The following is a 16,035-nucleotide window of genomic DNA, read 5'->3' as shown; positions in this document are numbered from 1 at the left end:
TCAGCAATCTTCGTGGAGGACGGCGTCGATCTCGGCTTGGGTTGTCACCGTGATCTGCGAGATTTCGTCGGTGGGGACGCCGAGGTGTTCGAGGATGCGGCAGAAGCTTCGTTTTTGGACGATTTCGATTGCGGTGACTCGTCGCGTGAGCTTCAGCTGGGACTCGCCGAAGCCCTCTTCGGCCTCGCGGATGCGGACCTCCACATCCGTCACGCAGCGGTCCAGGTGTGCGTGCGTCATTGCTCCCCCAGCGTCGACTCGATAATGCGCAGAGGCTATCGGAGGGTACCGACAAGTTCCAGGGGCCGAGCGTGTCCCGTGCCAGACTTGCCGGTGTGACGGCAGTGGACGCGGTTTCGATCATTACGGCCAAGCGGGACGGCGGGGAGCTGTCGGATGCTCAGATCGATTGGGTGGTAGATGGATTCACCAAGGGGGCGGTGGCCGACGAGCAGATGGCGGCGTTGGCGATGGCCATCGTGTGGCGGGGGATGACGCGTCGGGAGACCGCGCGGTGGACGAATGCCATGATCGCGTCGGGCCGTCGGATGGACTTCACCGATCTGCCTCGGCCGACGGTGGACAAGCATTCGACCGGCGGGGTGGGGGACAAGATCACGTTGCCGCTGGCACCGTTGGTCGCGGCGTGCGGGGCCGCCGTGCCGCAGCTTTCCGGGCGCGGGTTGGGGCATACCGGCGGGACGCTGGACAAGCTGGAGGCGATCCCGGGATGGCGGGCCGATGTGCCGGTGGCGCGGATGCGGGAGATCCTGTCCGATCCCGGCATCGGCGCGGTGGTGTGCGCGGCGGGCGCCGATCTCGCCCCCGCCGATAAGCGGCTGTACGCGTTGCGCGATGTCACCGGGACCGTCGAATCCATACCGCTGATCGCCAGCTCGATCATGAGCAAGAAGATCGCCGAAGGCACCGCCGCGCTCGTACTCGATGTGAAGGTCGGCTCCGGAGCCTTCCTGAAAACTCTGGACGGCGCGCGTGAATTGGCAACAGCCATGGTCGAACTCGGCACTGATGCCGGGGTGCGGACGGTGGCATTGCTGACCGCGATGGACACTCCGCTCGGAGGCACCGCGGGCAATGCGCTCGAGGTCGCCGAATCCGTGGAGGTGCTCGCGGGCGGTGGCCCCGCCGACATCGTCGAGTTGACGCTCACCCTCGCCCGCGAGATGGTCGCCCAGGCCGGACTCGATATCGACCCGGCCGACGTCCTCGCCGACGGTCGCGCAATGGACCATTGGCGCGCGATGGTTCAGGCCCAAGGCGGCGATCCGGACGCGCCCCTGCCGCGCGCGCGGCACACCGAGACCGTGCGGGCCGAGCGAGACGGTGTGCTCACCCACCTCGATGCGATGGCCGTCGGCATCGCCACCTGGCGACTCGGCGCGGGGCGAGCCCGCCAGGGCGACCCCGTCCAATTCGGCGCGGGCATCGAAATGCACGCCAAACCAGGCGATTCCGTAATTACAGGCGAGCCCCTGCTCACCCTGCACACCGACACACCGGAGGCCTTCCCCGGCGCCCTTGCCGCCCTCGAAAACTCGTTCACCATCGGAACCGCGCCCCCACCGCAAGCCCCCTTGACCCTGGACCGCATCACCCCCTGACCCCACACCGCACCCGATTTCGCCTGACACACGATTTTCTAGCGGGTGAATTCGGATGGTGCGCATAAATCCACCCGGCCTGCACAAGCTCGCCTGGCCGCGCGACCTCACCTGCTCCGCATGAACTCGCGCTGCCACGCAAGGACTCGTATTGCCCGCAAACGAATTCACCCTGCCCGCATGAGCTCGCTCGTCGCGGGCCGATCGACCGGCAACCCGCATGCGTGGCGCGCCAATTCTGTGCGTCGGTGTGTGCCGTCCACTCATCGGACGACTGCGATACGTTCGAGTCCGAATGCGAGTCGAGCGCACCGAGTTGGCGGCAAAAGGTTTGCGGCAAGCAGGCAGAAAACCGACCGCTACGTTAATTCTTGGCTGGTTAAAGGGGCTTTCCGGTACTCGAGGTGGGCTCGAGCAGGGACATTGCGGGTTATGTCTCGGGTGGGGGTGGCGGAGAGCGCAATCACAGCCGCATGAACGGGTCCGTGCGGCTAACGTGTGGTCATGACAGGACCGATGCCTTTGACCCTTGCCTCGATCCGCCAAGCTCCCAAGGCGCTGCTGCACGATCATCTCGACGGTGGTCTGCGTCCCGCGACGGTTTTGGAGCTCGCCGCCGATTGCGGTTACGACGACCTACCCGCCGACAATGAGACCGAACTGGCGGCGTGGTTCCGCGATGCGGCCGACAGCGGCTCGCTCGAGCTCTATCTGGAAACCTTCGCGCACACCGTCGCGGTAATGCAGACCCCCGAGGGCCTGCGTCGCGTGGCTCGGGAATGTGCGGAAGACCTCGCCGCCGACGGCGTGGTCTATGCCGAAGTGCGCTTCGCTCCCGAACAGCATCTCGAGCGCGGCTTGACCCTGGACGAGGTGGTCGAACACACCCTCGCCGGATTCCGCGAGGGTGCGGCGGCCGCGGCCGAGGCCGGTCGCCCGATCGTGGTGATCTGCCTGCTCACCGCCATGCGGCATGCGGCGCGTTCACGCGAGATCGCCGAACTAGCGGTGCGGTGGCGCGACCGTGGCGTAGGCGGTTTCGATATCGCGGGCGCGGAAGCGGGCTTTCCGCCCAGCCGTCACCTGGACGCCTTCGAGTACATGCGAGCCAATAGCGCGCATTTCACCATTCACGCGGGTGAGGCGTTCGGGCTGCCGTCCATCCACGAGGCGCTGGCGTTCTGCGGCTGCGATCGGCTCGGCCACGGTGTGCGGATCACCGACGACATCACCGTTCCCGGCGCGATCGAGGACGCGCAACTCGGACTGGTCGCGAACTACGTGCGGGATACGCGAATTCCGCTCGAACTCTGTCCCTCGTCGAATGTGCAGACCGGCGCGGTCCCCTCACTCGACAAGCATCCGTTCGACCTGCTGGCGCGGCTGCGCTTCCGCGTCACCGTCAACACCGACAACCGCCTGATGAGCGACACCAGCATGAGCCAGGAAATGCTCAAGCTGGTCGACACCTTCGGCTACGGCTGGAGCGACCTCGAACGCTTCACCATCAATGCGATGAAGTCCGCGTTCATCCCGTTCCCCGAGCGGCTGCGCATCATCGACGACATCATCAAGCCGGGTTACGCCGTCCTGCTCGGCTAGCCCCTACTTCTCCTGCGTGAGCCTGGACTCGAAGTTGCGCTCCAGGTCCCGCCAGCTCTGGGCCTCCGCGGTGAACGGCGGGTTCGGGGCCAGACGGGTCGGGTCCGGGTTCAGCAGGTAGGAGACGTACCAGCCGAGCGGGTTGGACTGCGCCAGCGCCTGCTCCACCGTGTCGTCATCGGCGTAATCGGCTGCGTCGGTGAACAATTCGACCGCCAGATCGAGCTGTTCGATATCGACCGCCTCCGGGCCCTCACCCAGATCGTCGGCGAGACCGGGCAGCACGTAGACGTTCTCGTCGGTCACCTCGACCTCGAGCGAACCGTCGACGGCGGCGGTCTGCACATCGGTGTAGGTGCTCACCCGCGCCAGTTCGTGCTCGTGGTCATCGGCCAGGTAGCGGGCCAGCGCGCGCTCGGAGCCGAATACGGTGATCGAGCCGTCCTTGCCGAGGAAGATCGGCTCGTCGTCGAGGTAGCAGCGCAGCGTGAAGTAGGTGCCGTCGGAGGTGACGATCTTGACCGGGTCGATGCCGACCTCGTGCCAGAACGACTCGTCTTCCTCCTCCTCCTCTTCGTCTTCTTCCTCGTCGTCCGCATCGAGGTCGACGGATTCGAACTCCTCGTCCTCCTCGCTGTCGGCCGCGTCATCGGCGTCGACGACGTTCTCCTCCGCGGCGAGCAGCTCGGCCTCCGCGACCGCGACCGCCTCGGCATCGACCTCGGGGGTCTGCACCACGGAGTCGATGGCGTCGAGGACATCGTCCCAGCCCTTGGCGATGGCGGCGCCGATCTGATCCCACAGCTCCTCGCCGTCGCGCCCGACGAAGGCGCTCACGCCGCTGGCCAGCGCGCCGACCACCGGATGGGAGCCGAAGAACTTGGTCACCGTCTCCAGCTCGCACACCTCACCGATGTTGCGCACCATGCTGAGCGTGTCGTCGAGCTCGGCGATAGTGTCGACATCGGGATCGCTCGCGACCAGCTCCGGCACCCCGACCAGATCGAAGGTGAAGTTCTCCTCCGGCTCCAGTTCGACCGCCGACAGCCCGGCCACGACCTTCCACGCCGGATGGTCCACGAGATCGTTATCGGAGTTGGTCCGGATGAACGCGGCCAGCTCCGCAACGGTCTCGAAACCGTACAGCGAGTCCTCATGTCCGAGGAACGCCTCCCACTCGTCATCACCGTCGCGCCAGCGCGGTGCCCACAGGGTGACGAGATCGCCGTCGGTCAGGCCGAGCTCGATCGGGACGATGTCTCCAGAAGCCATGTGCGGAAGCCTATCGACCTTCCGAGTCAGTGACTATCCGGCCCGCCCCCAACGCTTCCCGGGGCACCCTCCGGCGCTACCACGAATGACTCGTTCAGTGTCGCAACGACCTTCGATCGCTGCGTACCGGCGTCCTCGGCGGCCTGGCGACAGGCCCATATGATCAGCTGGCCGACCTCGGCGGGCGGCAGTGAGGTGACCGACTCCGACAGGCTCAGCGCGACCAGGGCACCGTCGCTGTTCACCTCGACGCTGACTGTGCCGTCCTCGGTCCGGAACCGGCCGTGCACCTGCTTGAGGCCGTACAGCGCGGCCTCGAGCGCTTCCAGTTTCGCCGTCGCGTTGGCGACCAACGCGTCCATCTCAGCGCTCATGCCTGCGCCTCGCTGGCGCTCGGCTCCGGCATGAGCGCTGGAGCGCCTGTGTTCATGATTCGTTCGCTTCGCTCGCTCATGGCCTGCGCCTCGCTGCCGCTCGGCTCCGGCATGACTGCTGTGGCAGCTGTGCTCATTGTTCGCTCGCTCAAACCGGCCTCATCCAGCTCGTCGGTCCCGTGTCCGCGTCATCGATCCGGTCCAGTTCGTCCACCGCGGCCTGGCGCGTCGGCAGGCCGAGCTTGTCCAGGATGTCGGCGGGCATACCCGCCTCGGCGAGCAGCTCGCGGCGGCGGGCTCGGGCGGCAACGGTGGAGCGCTTGGTCAGTCGCAGGATCTCGTCGGCCAGAGTCTGTGCGCCGTAACGGTATTCGCTGCGTTCGAACTTGATCTCGATCGGCATGCCCTGGTCGGTGGCCCGGACCGAGATGGTGCCCGATCGGTTGGTGCTCGACGCCACCGTGACATTGGGTATCGGTGGGGTCTGGGGCTGGGACATTATTCGTTCGCTCCGCTCACTTATGAGGTCGGCCGGTAGAAGCCATAGAAGTTCATACCCATGTTGTCGGTCCGAACCGAGCTGATCTGGACCGGATTACCGGCCTCGACGAACTGCCCGTTGCCGACCACCATCGCGACGTGGCCATCCCACACTGCCAAATCGCCCGGCATCAGATCGCCCGGCGAAACCTGCATATGGCCGTTGCCCTGTTCCTGCGCCAGCCTGGGCAGATCGACACCGGCCTCGCCGTACGCGTACTTGGTGAGACCACTGCAGTCCAGTCCGGAGCCGGGCGTACTGCCACCCCACACATATGGCGTGCCGACCGCGCCGATGGCCGCCTTGACCGCCGTCGCCGCCTTCTCGTTCGGGGCTTCCACGACACTGCCGTCCGGCAGGGTGATCTTCACGCCCTTGCCGGAGGTCGACGACTGCCCGGTCCCGGTCGTGGTGCTGCTACTCGGTTTGGAACTGGACGCCGTGCTCGCGGTGGTCGTGCTGGCTTTGCTCGCGGTGCTCATCAGGCTGCTGAGCATGCCGCCGGCGCCGCTCGCGACGCTGCTCACCGTCGATGACAATTGCGAGGCACCCTGGGTGGCGGTGCCGACCGTGCCTGCGACATTGGACAGCGACGGCGTCGACGGCGCCGGAGTCAGCTCGTTCATCGACGCGGTCTGGGTATCGAGTTCGTTGCGTACGCGGCCGACCACATTCAGCCCCTGACCGATGTGGTCGATCGCGGAGCCGACGAGCACCGTCAGTCCCTCGGGGGTGGCCAGCGCCGGACCGAGACCGGTGGCCTGGTTCACGAACGACTGGACGATCCCGTTCAGCTCCTTCTGGCCCGTTTCGACCTGGGCGGCAGCCTGATTCACCACCGTAGCCATGTCGTTGCCGCGGTCGGAAATGCTGGCTGCCGAGGTCTGCACCCGCAGCGCCTTCGCGGTGACGGCATCGGCCGCCGCACCGTCCCATGCGTTGTTCACCTGGTTGATGCTGTTGCGGCCGACCGCGTGCACCTGGTCGACGGCGGTCGAGGTGGAGGTCAGTGCGTCGGAGGGCCCGCCGGTGGGCAGCACGCCGGTGCCGAAGCTGGAGAGCAGGTCGAGCAGTGGCTGGACCAGGGCGCTGACATCGATCACGGCGTCACCCGTCCAGTCCGGTGGCATTCAGCCCGGCGGCATTGTTCAGGTCGGTTTCTTCGAGGACGACGGCCGAAGATGCTGCCGCACCGCCCATACTCGCGAGCACCGCCGACAACTGACCGATCGAGGCGACATGCCCGGCATGGGCCGCAGCGTAGGCGGCCATGAAATCGCCGCCGATCAAGCCCATTATGGGGCCGAGGAGAGTGGGATCGGCGGCCGCGGCGCTCACTCCGGCGGCGGCGAGATCACCTGACATGGTCGCGGCCGTCGCGCTGTAGGCAGTGATGCCCTCGGTGTCGGCCGACATCTTTCGCATAGTGCTTCCCCCATCTGTTTGTTCCCAGGCAGAGTACGTCATCCACCTAGTTCGACGCGCTGCCTTACCGATCGGTTCCAGCCGTTCGAAAAAAATTCGGGTGGAGGTTTGCCGCCGAACTCGTCTTCGACCTTATCGTTCCAACATGCGCACGCACACCGTGGACCATCCACTCGCCGCCGCCCTGCTCACCACGATGCGCGATGCGGGCACGGCCAATCCGGCCTTCCGCGCCGCACTGCGTGATCTCACCGGAATCCTGATCTACGAGGCGCTGCGCGACGCGCCGGTGATCCATTTCCCGATCACCACACCGGTATCCGACACCGAGGGAACGCGATTGGCGCAGCCGCCGCTGCTGGTTCCGGTGTTGCGCGCCGGACTCGGCATGGTCGACGCGGCCGCCGAACTCATTCCGGACGCCAGGGTCGGTTTCGTCGGCATCGCCCGCGACGAAACCACCCATCAGCCGGTGCCGTACATGGAATCACTGCCCGCCGACCTGTCCGAGATGCCGGTCTTCGTACTCGACCCGATGCTGGCCACCGGCGGTTCGATGCGCCACACCCTGCAACTGCTCGCCGCCCGCGGCGCCACCGACATCACCGCGGTCTGTGTCGTGGCCGCCCCCGAAGGCATTGCCGCCCTTGCCGATTCGGGCCTACCCGTACGCCTGGTCACCGCGGTCGTCGACTCGGGCCTCAACTCCGACGCCTACATCGTCCCCGGCCTCGGCGACGCGGGCGACCGCCAATTCGGCCCCCGCTGACCCCCGCCCCATCGAGCGTAGTCAAATGGCAGCTCGTCCCCACCGAGGGTAGTCAAATGGTTGTCGAAAACCCCGCCCACAACCACCATTCGACTACCTTCGGCAAACTCTCGAGGCTGGAAGTTACAGGCTGCCCGCCTGACTGCGGGAGGTAAGCCGGGTACGGCAGACGACGTGCCCGGCACGGCCGGGAGAACCAGGGGAAGGCAAAACAATCTTGGGCCAGCAGATCTGAGAAGTCAGTGCAGGACAACAGGACCCACCGCAGCCCAGCCAACACAATCCGGTAGCGGTCCCCGCCACCCCGTGAGCTATTTCGCGAGCCGCCCGCAGTATGCCCGCAACTCGGCAAGTCGCCGCTCACCCGAGGTTCGCGCGGCGGCGAGTGTATCCCGCGCTGCGACCGGCTCGACCACCTCCAGGTAGCACTTCAGTTTCGGCTCCGTGCCGGACGGCCGCACCACGATGCGGGAGTTGGTGCCCTCGAAAATCAGTGCGTCGGTGCGCATTCGGCCGCGTACCTGGAGCAGATCGGTGTATTCGACCGGCTCGCCCGCGATTTCGTCGGGCGGTGCGGCGCGCAGGCGGTTCACCAGGTCCGCGGCGGCGGCCGGGTCGGGTAGGCGCAGCGAAACCTGGTCGGTGGCGTGCAGGCCGAATTCGACCGCGTAGTCGTCGAGTTCGTCGGCGAGGGTGCGGCCCGCGGTCTTCAGCCGGGCGACGAGATCGGCGGCCAGCACGGCTGCGGAGATGCCGTCCTTGTCGCGGACCGCGGCCGGGTCGGCGCAGTGACCGATGGCCTCCTCGTAGGCGTAGACCAGACCGTCGCCCGCGCGGGCCAGCCATTTGAAGCCGGTCAGCGTTTCCGCGTATCGCGCGCCGCGGGCGGCGGCGAGTTTCGAGAGCAGTCGCGACGACACGATGGTGGTCGCCACCAATGAATCCGGCGGCGCGGTCCGCAGCACGTAATCGCCGAGCAACACGCCGGTTTCGTCGCCGCGCAGCATGCGCCAGCCGCCGTCGCCGTCCGCGATTCCGATGGCGCAGCGATCGGCGTCCGGGTCGAGGGCGATGGCGAGGTCCGCGCCGATCCGGGTGGCGGTGGCGAGCAAAAGGTCGGTGGCACCGGGCTCTTCGGGATTCGGGAAGGCGACGGTGGGGAAGTCGGCATCGGGCGCGAATTGCGCACCGACGACGTGCACATGCTTGAATCCCGCCGCGGTGAGGGCAGCCACCGCTGTATCGCCGCCGACCCCGTGCAGCGGTGTCAACACGATCCGGACATCGGAGCGCTCGCCGGGACCGCCGATCAACTCCGGCAGTTGGGCCACCCGATCGATATAGCGGCGCACCAGGTCATCGGCGGCCGGTGTGACCGGTGTGCGGGCGATCGGCTCGGTGACGGCCTCGATGCAGCGCTCGATCTCGGTGTCGGCCGGTGCGATCAGCTGTGAACCGCCGTCCAGGTACACCTTGTAGCCATTGTCCGTCGCCGGATTGTGTGATGCGGTGATCTGTACTCCGGCAACGGCTCCCAGCTCACGCACCGCGTAGGCGACTACCGGGGTGGGCAGCGGCCGCGGCAGCAGCGTGACCGGAAAGCCCGCGGCGGCAAAGATTTCCGCGGTTGCGATGGCGAATTCGGCGGAGCCGTGCCTGGCGTCGCGCCCGACGACCACCGCGCCGCCACCTAGGCAGCGACCGCGTAACCAGTCCACGAGTCCGGCGGTCGTCCGGCTCACCGTGTCCAGGTTCATGCCGTCGGGCCCGTCCTGCAGCGGCCCGCGGAGCCCGGCGGTGCCGAAGCGCAGCATCTAAAGCCGTTCCAGTACGCCGCGCAGCAATTTGCCGAGACGCGGTGCGGCGGCATGTCCTTCGGCGAGTACCTCGGCATGCGAGAGGTGCGCACCCGTGACGCCCGCGGCGAGGTTGGTGACCAGCGAGATTCCGAGCACTCGGGCGCCGAGCGCCCGTGCCGCGATCACCTCGAGCACCGTCGACATGCCGACCAGGTCCGCGCCCATGGTGCCCAGCATCCGGATCTCGGCCGGGGTCTCGTACTGCGGTCCGGTCAGGCCCGCGTACACGCCCTCGGTCAGGCTCGGGTCGATTTCCCTTGCCAGCGCACGCAATTCGGGATCCCACGCGTCCACGAGATCGACGAAGGTCGCGCCCGCCAGCGGCGTGCGGCCGGTGAGATTGAGATGGTCGCTGATCAGCACCGGTTCACCGACGCGCAGTCCGTCCCGGATCCCGCCCGCCGCATTGGTGAGCACCACGGTTTCCACGCCCGCCGCGATCGCCGCGCTCACCGGATGCACGACATCGCTCGGCTGATAGCCCTCGTACAGATGCTGACGCCCCATCAACAGCAGTACGGGCGTGTTGTCGACGGCGACCGAATGCACCATCCCGACATGCCCTTGCGCACTCGGCGTCCCGAATCCGGGCAGCTCCGGCATCGGCACCGACGCCGAAGGCGTCCCGATCTCCGCGGCCGCCTCCTGCCAACCCGATCCCAGCACCACCGCAACCCGGTGCCGTTCCACTCCCGTACGTTCGGCAATCGCCTTCGCGGCCTGTTCGGCAAGCATGCCGTCACGATAGCTGTGTTTGATTTGCAGCGCCTCCGGCGCTGCGTGTTCGCGGCCCCCTGGTGTTCGCGGCCGACCCTTTCGAGCGACCTGCAAGCAGTCGCTAGCGGTGCGGCCGAGACTCGCGCCTGCGGCGCATGCGCTTCGGCCACTCGGCCGCGAGACGGGCCGCGAACGTCGCTCGTAAGACTCGCTCTGTCGGGGCTGGGTGTGCCTTGAAGCTTGCTGCCTGCGATCCGCCGAGCATTAGCTACCTGCGAGTAGGTGTCGCGCGGCATAGCCGTTACGCTGCACGCATGCCGTATCTGGAACGTGAAGGGGATGTGTTCGTCGTCTACCTCGGGAGCGAGGGGCAGACGGACAGCGAGAACCGTTTCCATCCGGATTGGATCGATGCATTCCACGGGCTGCTGGACCAGGTCGAGGCGTCCGAGGGACCGGCGGCGCTGGTGACCACGGCGAGTGGGAAGTTCTACAGCAACGGGCTCGATACCGATTGGCTGTTCGGCAACCTGAACAAGATGCACGGCTACCTCGATCGCGTGCACAGCATCTACACCCGCCTGCTGACCTTCCCGCTGCCTACGGTCGCAGCCGTCAACGGTCATGCCTTCGGCGCGGGCGCCATGCTCGCCACATCCCACGATTTCCGGGTGATGCGCGCCGACCGCGGCTTCTGGTGCCTGCCCGAGGTGCACCTCGGCATGCCGTTCACGGTCGGCATGAACGCGCTGCTCACCGAGCGCCTCACCAATCAGGTCTGCGTCCAGGCCATGACCGCCGGTCACCGCTTCGCCGCCGACGAGGCCATTTCCGCGGGAATCGTCGACACGAAGGCGGATGCTGATGTGTTGCTGAAGTCCGCGATCGAGCGCGCGGGCGCCCTCGCGGCAAATCGCAAGCCCAATCTTCCGGTGATCAAGCGGTCGCTGCACGCCAAGGCGCTGGCCGGGCTCGCGACCCCCACCACCCCGGAGAATCTGGCGTTCGCCCCGGGATAACCGCAAGCTGATCACAAACCTTGCGCCGCACGGCGGCATCGCCCCGCGGCGCAGGGTACGCCCGATCGTCGGCGCAGTGCCAGACTGTGTGCCATGCCACCACCGCGCAGCGGGCACCCCGAATCACGCACGGACCACCACGCGCACCCGGGTGCGGCGGCGGAGGCCGCGATCCTGGCCGCAGCGCCCGAACTGGTCGCGCTATCGCATTCGATCCACGCCGAGCCGGAGTTGGCGTTCGAGGAAACCCGCAGCGTCGCCAAGACCATCGCGCCGCTGGCCGAGCGCGGTTTCGCCGTCGAGACCGGCATCGCCGACCTGCCGACCGCATTTCGCGCGACCTACGGATCCGGCGAGCTCACGGTGGGTATCTGCGCCGAATACGACGCACTGCCCGAGATCGGGCACGCCTGCGGGCACAACATCATCGCGGCTTCCGCGGTCGGCGCCGGACTCGGCCTCGCCGAGGTGGCCGACGCGCTCGGCATCACCGTCGTCGTCTTCGGAACACCCGCCGAGGAGAGCGGTGGCGGCAAGGTGCTGATGCTCGAGCGCGGCGTCTTCGACGGTGTCGCGATGGCGTTGATGGTGCACCCCGGCCCCATCGATATCGTCGACGCGCGCTCGCTGGCGCTGGCGGATCTGGCGGTGGTCTTCCACGGCCACGAGGCGCATGCCAGCGCCGCCCCGGAATTGGGCCGGAATGCGGGCGACGCGGTGACCGTCGCGCAGGTTGCTCTTGGATTGCTGCGTCAACATCTCCGACCCGGACAGCAACTGCACGGTATAGTCAGCGACGGTGGCGTAGCCCCCAACATCGTTCCCGGACGTGCGGAACTGCTGTATTACCTACGCGCAGTCGACTCCGCATCCCTCGACGATCTGATGCGACGAGCGTCGGCTTGTTTCGAGGCGGGTGCGCTGGCAACCGGCTGCACTCACGAAATCCGGACGGTTGCGCCGACATATACCGAGCTGACGCCCGATTCGGGATTACTGTTTGCCTATCGCGAGCAGATCGTGGACTTGGGCCGGGTGCCGATCGCACCGGAACTCGAGGCGCAGCGACCGCTCGGGAGTACGGATATGGGCAACGTCACCAACGTCATACCGGGCATACATCCGGTCATCGGCATAGATGCCGGTGGGGCGGTGACGCATCAGCCCGGCTTCGCCGCGGCGAGTGTCAACGCCTCGGCCGATCGTGCGGTAACCGACGGTGCGATCGCGCTCGCGCGTACCGCTATCGCCGTAGCCCGCGATCAAGTACATAGGGACAGGTTGTTGCAACGGCTCGTTCAACGACAGGAGGACATTCGGTGAGCATTACCGGCCGTTCCGCGGCGCACGCGACACGCTCCGGGACGGTGACGCGCGCGACCAAGGGGGGCCAGGGGAGCGCCGCACAATCGGATATCGCGGAAGTCGGCCCGGATGCGGTCGATTCCTGGCTGGCCGAGCACACGGTCGATCTCGTCCAGTGGCGCCGGCACATCCACGCGAACCCGGAGCTCTCCCGCACCGAATTCGCCACCACCGAGTTCGTCTCGGCCTGGCTGACCAAGGCGGGATTGACGCCGCAGAAGATGCCCAACGGCACCGGAGTGCTCTGTGACATCGGTCCGGTGGACGCACCGCGCATCGGACTGCGCGCCGATATGGACGCGCTCCCGCTGCAGGAATTCACCGGTCTCAGCTTCGCCTCGACCGTGCCCGGCGTCTCGCATGCCTGTGGGCACGACGCGCACACCACGATCCTGCTCGGCACCGCGCTCGCGCTGGCCGATCAGGAACTGCCGGTCGGCGTGCGATTCGTCTTCCAGCCCGCCGAAGAGGTGATGCCGGGCGGTGCCATCGATATGGTCGCCGCCGGGGCGATGGAGGGCGTCGACCGGATCTTCGCACTGCATTGCGATCCGCGCCTCGAGGTCGGCCGGGTCGGCATCCGGGTCGGTGCGATCACCTCGGCGGCCGACACCATCGAATTGGTCCTCGATTCGCCGGGCGGCCACACCTCGCGTCCGCATCTGACCAGCGACCTGGTCTACGCCATCGGCACCGTGATCACCGGCCTGCCCGGTCTGCTCAGCCGCCGCATCGACCCGCGCACCAGCACGGTGATGGTCTGGGGCGCGGTCAGCGCGGGCAAGGCGCCCAATGCGATACCGCAGACCGGCATGCTCACCGGCACCGTCCGCACCGGCGATCACGCGACCTGGTCGCTGCTGGAGCCGATGGTGCGCGAGATCGTGGAAGGCCTGCTCGCCCCGACCGGGGTGCGCTACCAGTTGAACTACCGCCGCGGCGTACCGCCGGTGGTCAATGACGAGCACTCGACCAGGATGTTCGAGGACGCGATCCGCATGCTCGGCCCGGACGCGCTCGCCGACACCTTGCAGTCCGGTGGCGGTGAGGATTTCTCCTGGTATCAGGAGGAGGTGCCGGGCGCGATGGCCCGCCTCGGCGTTTGGTCCGGGCACGGCGAACAGCTGGATCTGCACCAGCCGACCTTCGATCTCGATGAGCGCGCGCTTGCCGTCGGTGTCCGGGTGCTCAGCAACATCGTGTTGAACGCGAGCTGACGAAGACAAAGAAGCGGCCGACCTCGACAAAGAGGTCGGCCGTTTGCGCGTTCGTTCAGCTACCGAAGAATCCGGGGCCGACATTCTTGCTGTTGCGAGTGCGCAGCGCATGCACGTATTCCGCTGGCGCGCCTGCCTTTTCGGCCGCGTCGGCCATCACGCCGATATAGCGTGCCGACGGTAGGCCGCCCTCGTACGCATCGAGTACGTACAGCCAGGCCAGGATGGGTTCGGAACCGCTGCCCGCACTCGGTGTCACGCGCAGCCGGATCTTGTGGTGGATCCCGAAATCGGAACCCTCCCAGCGGTCGAGGCGCTCCTCGTCCTCGGGGGATACGTCGTAGAGCACCACGAACACCCGCGAGTCGGGCTCCTCGACGACGGTGGCCAGCGGGCCCTCCCAGCCGATGTCGTCACCGCTGAAGGTGAGGCGCCAGCCCTCCAACCAGCCCGTCCCGTACATGGGGGAGTGCGGACAGCGCTCGAGCATCTGGGACGAGTCCATGTTGGACCCGTAGGCGGCGTAGATCGGCACGACGCAAGGGTATCCAATAACCTGCGCGCATCGTCTCTATCCCGGCGAGATGACCGTGTGTTCGCCAGCTAACGTTGTTTACCGGCACCGGAGATCCCGGTCGAACAGCTCCAGCGGAGGTATCCATGACCCGCATAGCGATCATCGGTGGCGGACCGGCCGGTTATGAAGCGGCGTTGGTGGCGGCCCAACACGGGGCCACGGTCACCCTGATCGATAGCGACGGCATCGGCGGGGCGTGCGTCCTGTGGGACTGCGTGCCGTCGAAGACTTTTATTGCCTCGACGGGCGTGCGCACCGATCTGCGTCGTGCCCGTGACCTGGGCATTACCCTCGATCCGAGCCAGGCCCAGATCGAATTGGGCGAAGTGAACGCTCGTGTGAAGGCGCTGGCGCTGGCCCAGTCCTCCGATATCCGATCCAAGGTGCAGGCCGCTGGCGTGACGGTGCTGGCCGGACGCGGACAGCTCAGTGATCCGGCCACGGGGATGGCCGCGCACCGGGTGCGCGCGCTGTTGGCCGATGGCACCGAGGAGGCCGTCGAGGCCGAAGTGGTGTTGATCGCCACTGGTGCGAGCCCGCGCGTGTTGCCCGGCGCCGAGCCGGACGGTGAGCGCATCCTGAACTGGCGTCAGCTCTACGACCTGGAAGAACTCCCGGAGACCCTGGTCGTGGTCGGCTCGGGTGTGACCGGCGCCGAATTCGTCTCCGCATATACCGAAATGGGTGTGCGGGTGAAATTGGTCTCGAGCCGCGACCGGGTGCTGCCCGGTGAGGACGCGGATGCCGCGCTGGTGCTCGAGGACGCGCTCGCCGAACGCGGTGTCGAACTGGTCAAGCACGCGCGCGCCGATGCGGTGGAGCGCACCGCCGCGGGGATCGTGGTCAAGCTTTCGGACGGCCGCACCGTCACGGGCACGCATGCGCTGATGACCGTCGGCTCGATCCCCAATACCGACGACCTCGGCCTGGAACGGGTCGGCATCGAACTCGACCGCGGTGGCTATCTGCGGGTGGACCGGGTGTCGCGCACTTCGGTGCCAGGTATCTATGCGGCGGGCGACTGCACCGGCCTGCTGCCGCTGGCCTCGGTGGCCGCGATGCAGGGCCGTATCGCGATGTATCACGCGCTGGGTGAGGGCGTCAGCCCGATCCGGCTGAAGACGGTCGCCTCGGCCGTATTCACCCGTCCGGAGATCGCGACGGTCGGCGTGAGCCAGACGGCCATCGATAACGGCGAGGTGCCCGCGCGCACGGTCATGCTGCCGCTGAATACCAACCCGCGCGCCAAGATGTCGGGTCTGCGCAGGGGTTTCGTCAAGATCTTCTGTCGGCCCGCGACCGGTGTGGTCATCGGCGGTGTGGTCGTCGCCCCGATCGCGTCGGAGCTCATCCTGCCGATCGCGCTGGCGGTCCAGAACAATCTGACCGTCAACGATCTCGCCCAGACCTTCTCGGTGTACCCGTCGCTCACCGGCTCGGTCACCGAGGCGGCTCGCCTGCTGATGCGTCACGACGACCTCGACTAACCGCCACTGAACCCAGCCGCCCCGAGACTCACTGTCTTGTGGCGTTTTTCATCGCGTTGCCAGTAAGGCGCGCATGTGGTTCACTTCCCGCAGAGATGCGATCGGCGGGCGATCGCGAGGGTTCTGTGTGGGGGGATCGATCCTTTCCAGCGGGAACGGCGAACGGCCGCTTGGTCGTTCGGCGGTCCT

Annotated in this window: 16 protein-coding genes; 7 read left to right on the top strand and 9 right to left on the bottom strand. The window is 67.1% G+C overall.

Translation table 11 applies throughout. The features are described from left to right. Entirely contained in the window at positions 1-240 is a 240-nt protein-coding gene (locus ACZ60G_RS23890; RefSeq protein WP_465812371.1) for a hypothetical protein, read from the bottom strand. 95 nt (positions 241-335) lie between these two features. Here ACZ60G_RS23890 and ACZ60G_RS23885 point away from each other — a divergent pair, with 95 nt between their 5' ends. Together ACZ60G_RS23885 and ACZ60G_RS23880 are read left to right on the top strand one after the other, a co-directional pair. Further along, positions 336-1,622 carry a thymidine phosphorylase gene (locus ACZ60G_RS23885; protein WP_465812369.1) on the top strand — a complete coding sequence of 429 codons (1,287 nt, stop codon included), beginning with the start codon at positions 336-338 and terminating at the stop codon, positions 1,620-1,622. A 504-nt stretch (positions 1,623-2,126) separates the two neighbouring features. Then, a complete protein-coding gene (locus ACZ60G_RS23880; RefSeq protein ID WP_387293930.1) occupies positions 2,127-3,224 on the top strand; it encodes an adenosine deaminase in 1,098 nt (365 codons plus the stop codon). Positions 3,225-3,227: 3 nt separating this feature from the next. Here the strand turns inward: ACZ60G_RS23880 and ACZ60G_RS23875 are convergent, their stop codons facing one another. The 5 genes from ACZ60G_RS23875 to ACZ60G_RS23855 all read right to left on the bottom strand — a co-directional run bounded on the left by ACZ60G_RS23875 (position 3,228) and on the right by ACZ60G_RS23855 (position 6,827). Further along, a complete protein-coding gene (locus tag ACZ60G_RS23875) occupies positions 3,228-4,496 on the bottom strand; it encodes a primosomal protein (RefSeq protein WP_465812367.1) in 1,269 nt (422 codons plus the stop codon). 26 nt (positions 4,497-4,522) lie between these two features. Beyond that, entirely contained in the window at positions 4,523-4,870 is a 348-nt protein-coding gene (locus tag ACZ60G_RS23870) for a YbaB/EbfC family nucleoid-associated protein (protein WP_465812365.1), read from the bottom strand. A 148-nt stretch (positions 4,871-5,018) separates the two neighbouring features. After that, positions 5,019-5,369: a hypothetical protein gene (locus ACZ60G_RS23865; RefSeq protein ID WP_040686879.1), complete on the bottom strand. Its 351-nt coding sequence runs from the start codon at positions 5,367-5,369 to the stop codon at positions 5,019-5,021. 20 nt (positions 5,370-5,389) lie between these two features. Further along, entirely contained in the window at positions 5,390-6,514 is a 1,125-nt protein-coding gene (locus ACZ60G_RS23860; protein ID WP_465812363.1) for a C40 family peptidase, read from the bottom strand. A 4-nt stretch (positions 6,515-6,518) separates the two neighbouring features. Next, entirely contained in the window at positions 6,519-6,827 is a 309-nt protein-coding gene (locus tag ACZ60G_RS23855; protein ID WP_465812361.1) for a hypothetical protein, read from the bottom strand. 154 nt (positions 6,828-6,981) lie between these two features. On the opposite strand from ACZ60G_RS23855, the gene upp reads away from it, so the two are divergent. After that, complete coding sequence (gene upp / locus ACZ60G_RS23850) at positions 6,982-7,605, top strand: uracil phosphoribosyltransferase (protein WP_465812359.1); 624 nt, start codon at positions 6,982-6,984, stop codon at positions 7,603-7,605. Positions 7,606-7,916: 311 nt separating this feature from the next. Here the strand turns inward: upp and ACZ60G_RS23845 are convergent, their stop codons facing one another. Both ACZ60G_RS23845 and ACZ60G_RS23840 read right to left on the bottom strand, forming a co-directional pair. Further along, the gene (locus ACZ60G_RS23845) at positions 7,917-9,419 is read right to left on the bottom strand and encodes a phospho-sugar mutase (protein ID WP_465812357.1); all 1,503 of its coding nucleotides are present in this window, start codon (positions 9,417-9,419) and stop codon (positions 7,917-7,919) included. Continuing rightward, positions 9,420-10,199, bottom strand: a complete 780-nt coding sequence (locus ACZ60G_RS23840; protein ID WP_465812356.1) for a purine-nucleoside phosphorylase — start codon at positions 10,197-10,199, stop codon at positions 9,420-9,422. It abuts the gene before it with no gap. A 296-nt stretch (positions 10,200-10,495) separates the two neighbouring features. Here ACZ60G_RS23840 and ACZ60G_RS23835 point away from each other — a divergent pair, with 296 nt between their 5' ends. From ACZ60G_RS23835 to ACZ60G_RS23825, 3 genes are all read left to right on the top strand, one after another. Continuing rightward, positions 10,496-11,200: an enoyl-CoA hydratase-related protein gene (locus ACZ60G_RS23835; RefSeq protein WP_465812354.1), complete on the top strand. Its 705-nt coding sequence runs from the start codon at positions 10,496-10,498 to the stop codon at positions 11,198-11,200. 93 nt (positions 11,201-11,293) lie between these two features. Further along, positions 11,294-12,523 (top strand): M20 family metallopeptidase, encoded by a 1,230-nt coding sequence (locus ACZ60G_RS23830; RefSeq protein ID WP_465812353.1) that lies wholly within the window; start codon positions 11,294-11,296, stop codon positions 12,521-12,523. Between the two features lie 92 nt (positions 12,524-12,615). Further along, entirely contained in the window at positions 12,616-13,782 is a 1,167-nt protein-coding gene (locus ACZ60G_RS23825; protein ID WP_465812561.1) for a M20 family metallopeptidase, read from the top strand. 55 nt (positions 13,783-13,837) lie between these two features. Here the strand turns inward: ACZ60G_RS23825 and ACZ60G_RS23820 are convergent, their stop codons facing one another. Further along, a complete protein-coding gene (locus ACZ60G_RS23820; protein WP_465812351.1) occupies positions 13,838-14,317 on the bottom strand; it encodes a gamma-glutamylcyclotransferase family protein in 480 nt (159 codons plus the stop codon). A 125-nt stretch (positions 14,318-14,442) separates the two neighbouring features. Between ACZ60G_RS23820 and ACZ60G_RS23815 the strand changes: the two genes are divergently transcribed. After that, positions 14,443-15,846 carry an NAD(P)H-quinone dehydrogenase gene (locus ACZ60G_RS23815; RefSeq protein WP_465812349.1) on the top strand — a complete coding sequence of 468 codons (1,404 nt, stop codon included), beginning with the start codon at positions 14,443-14,445 and terminating at the stop codon, positions 15,844-15,846. The last annotated feature ends 189 nt before the right edge of the window (positions 15,847-16,035 follow it).

It is taken from the genome of Nocardia sp. NPDC102475, assembly GCF_055584605.1.
The sequence above is the reverse complement of the archived record's forward strand: the minus strand, read 5'-3'. Positions and strand labels throughout refer to the sequence as shown.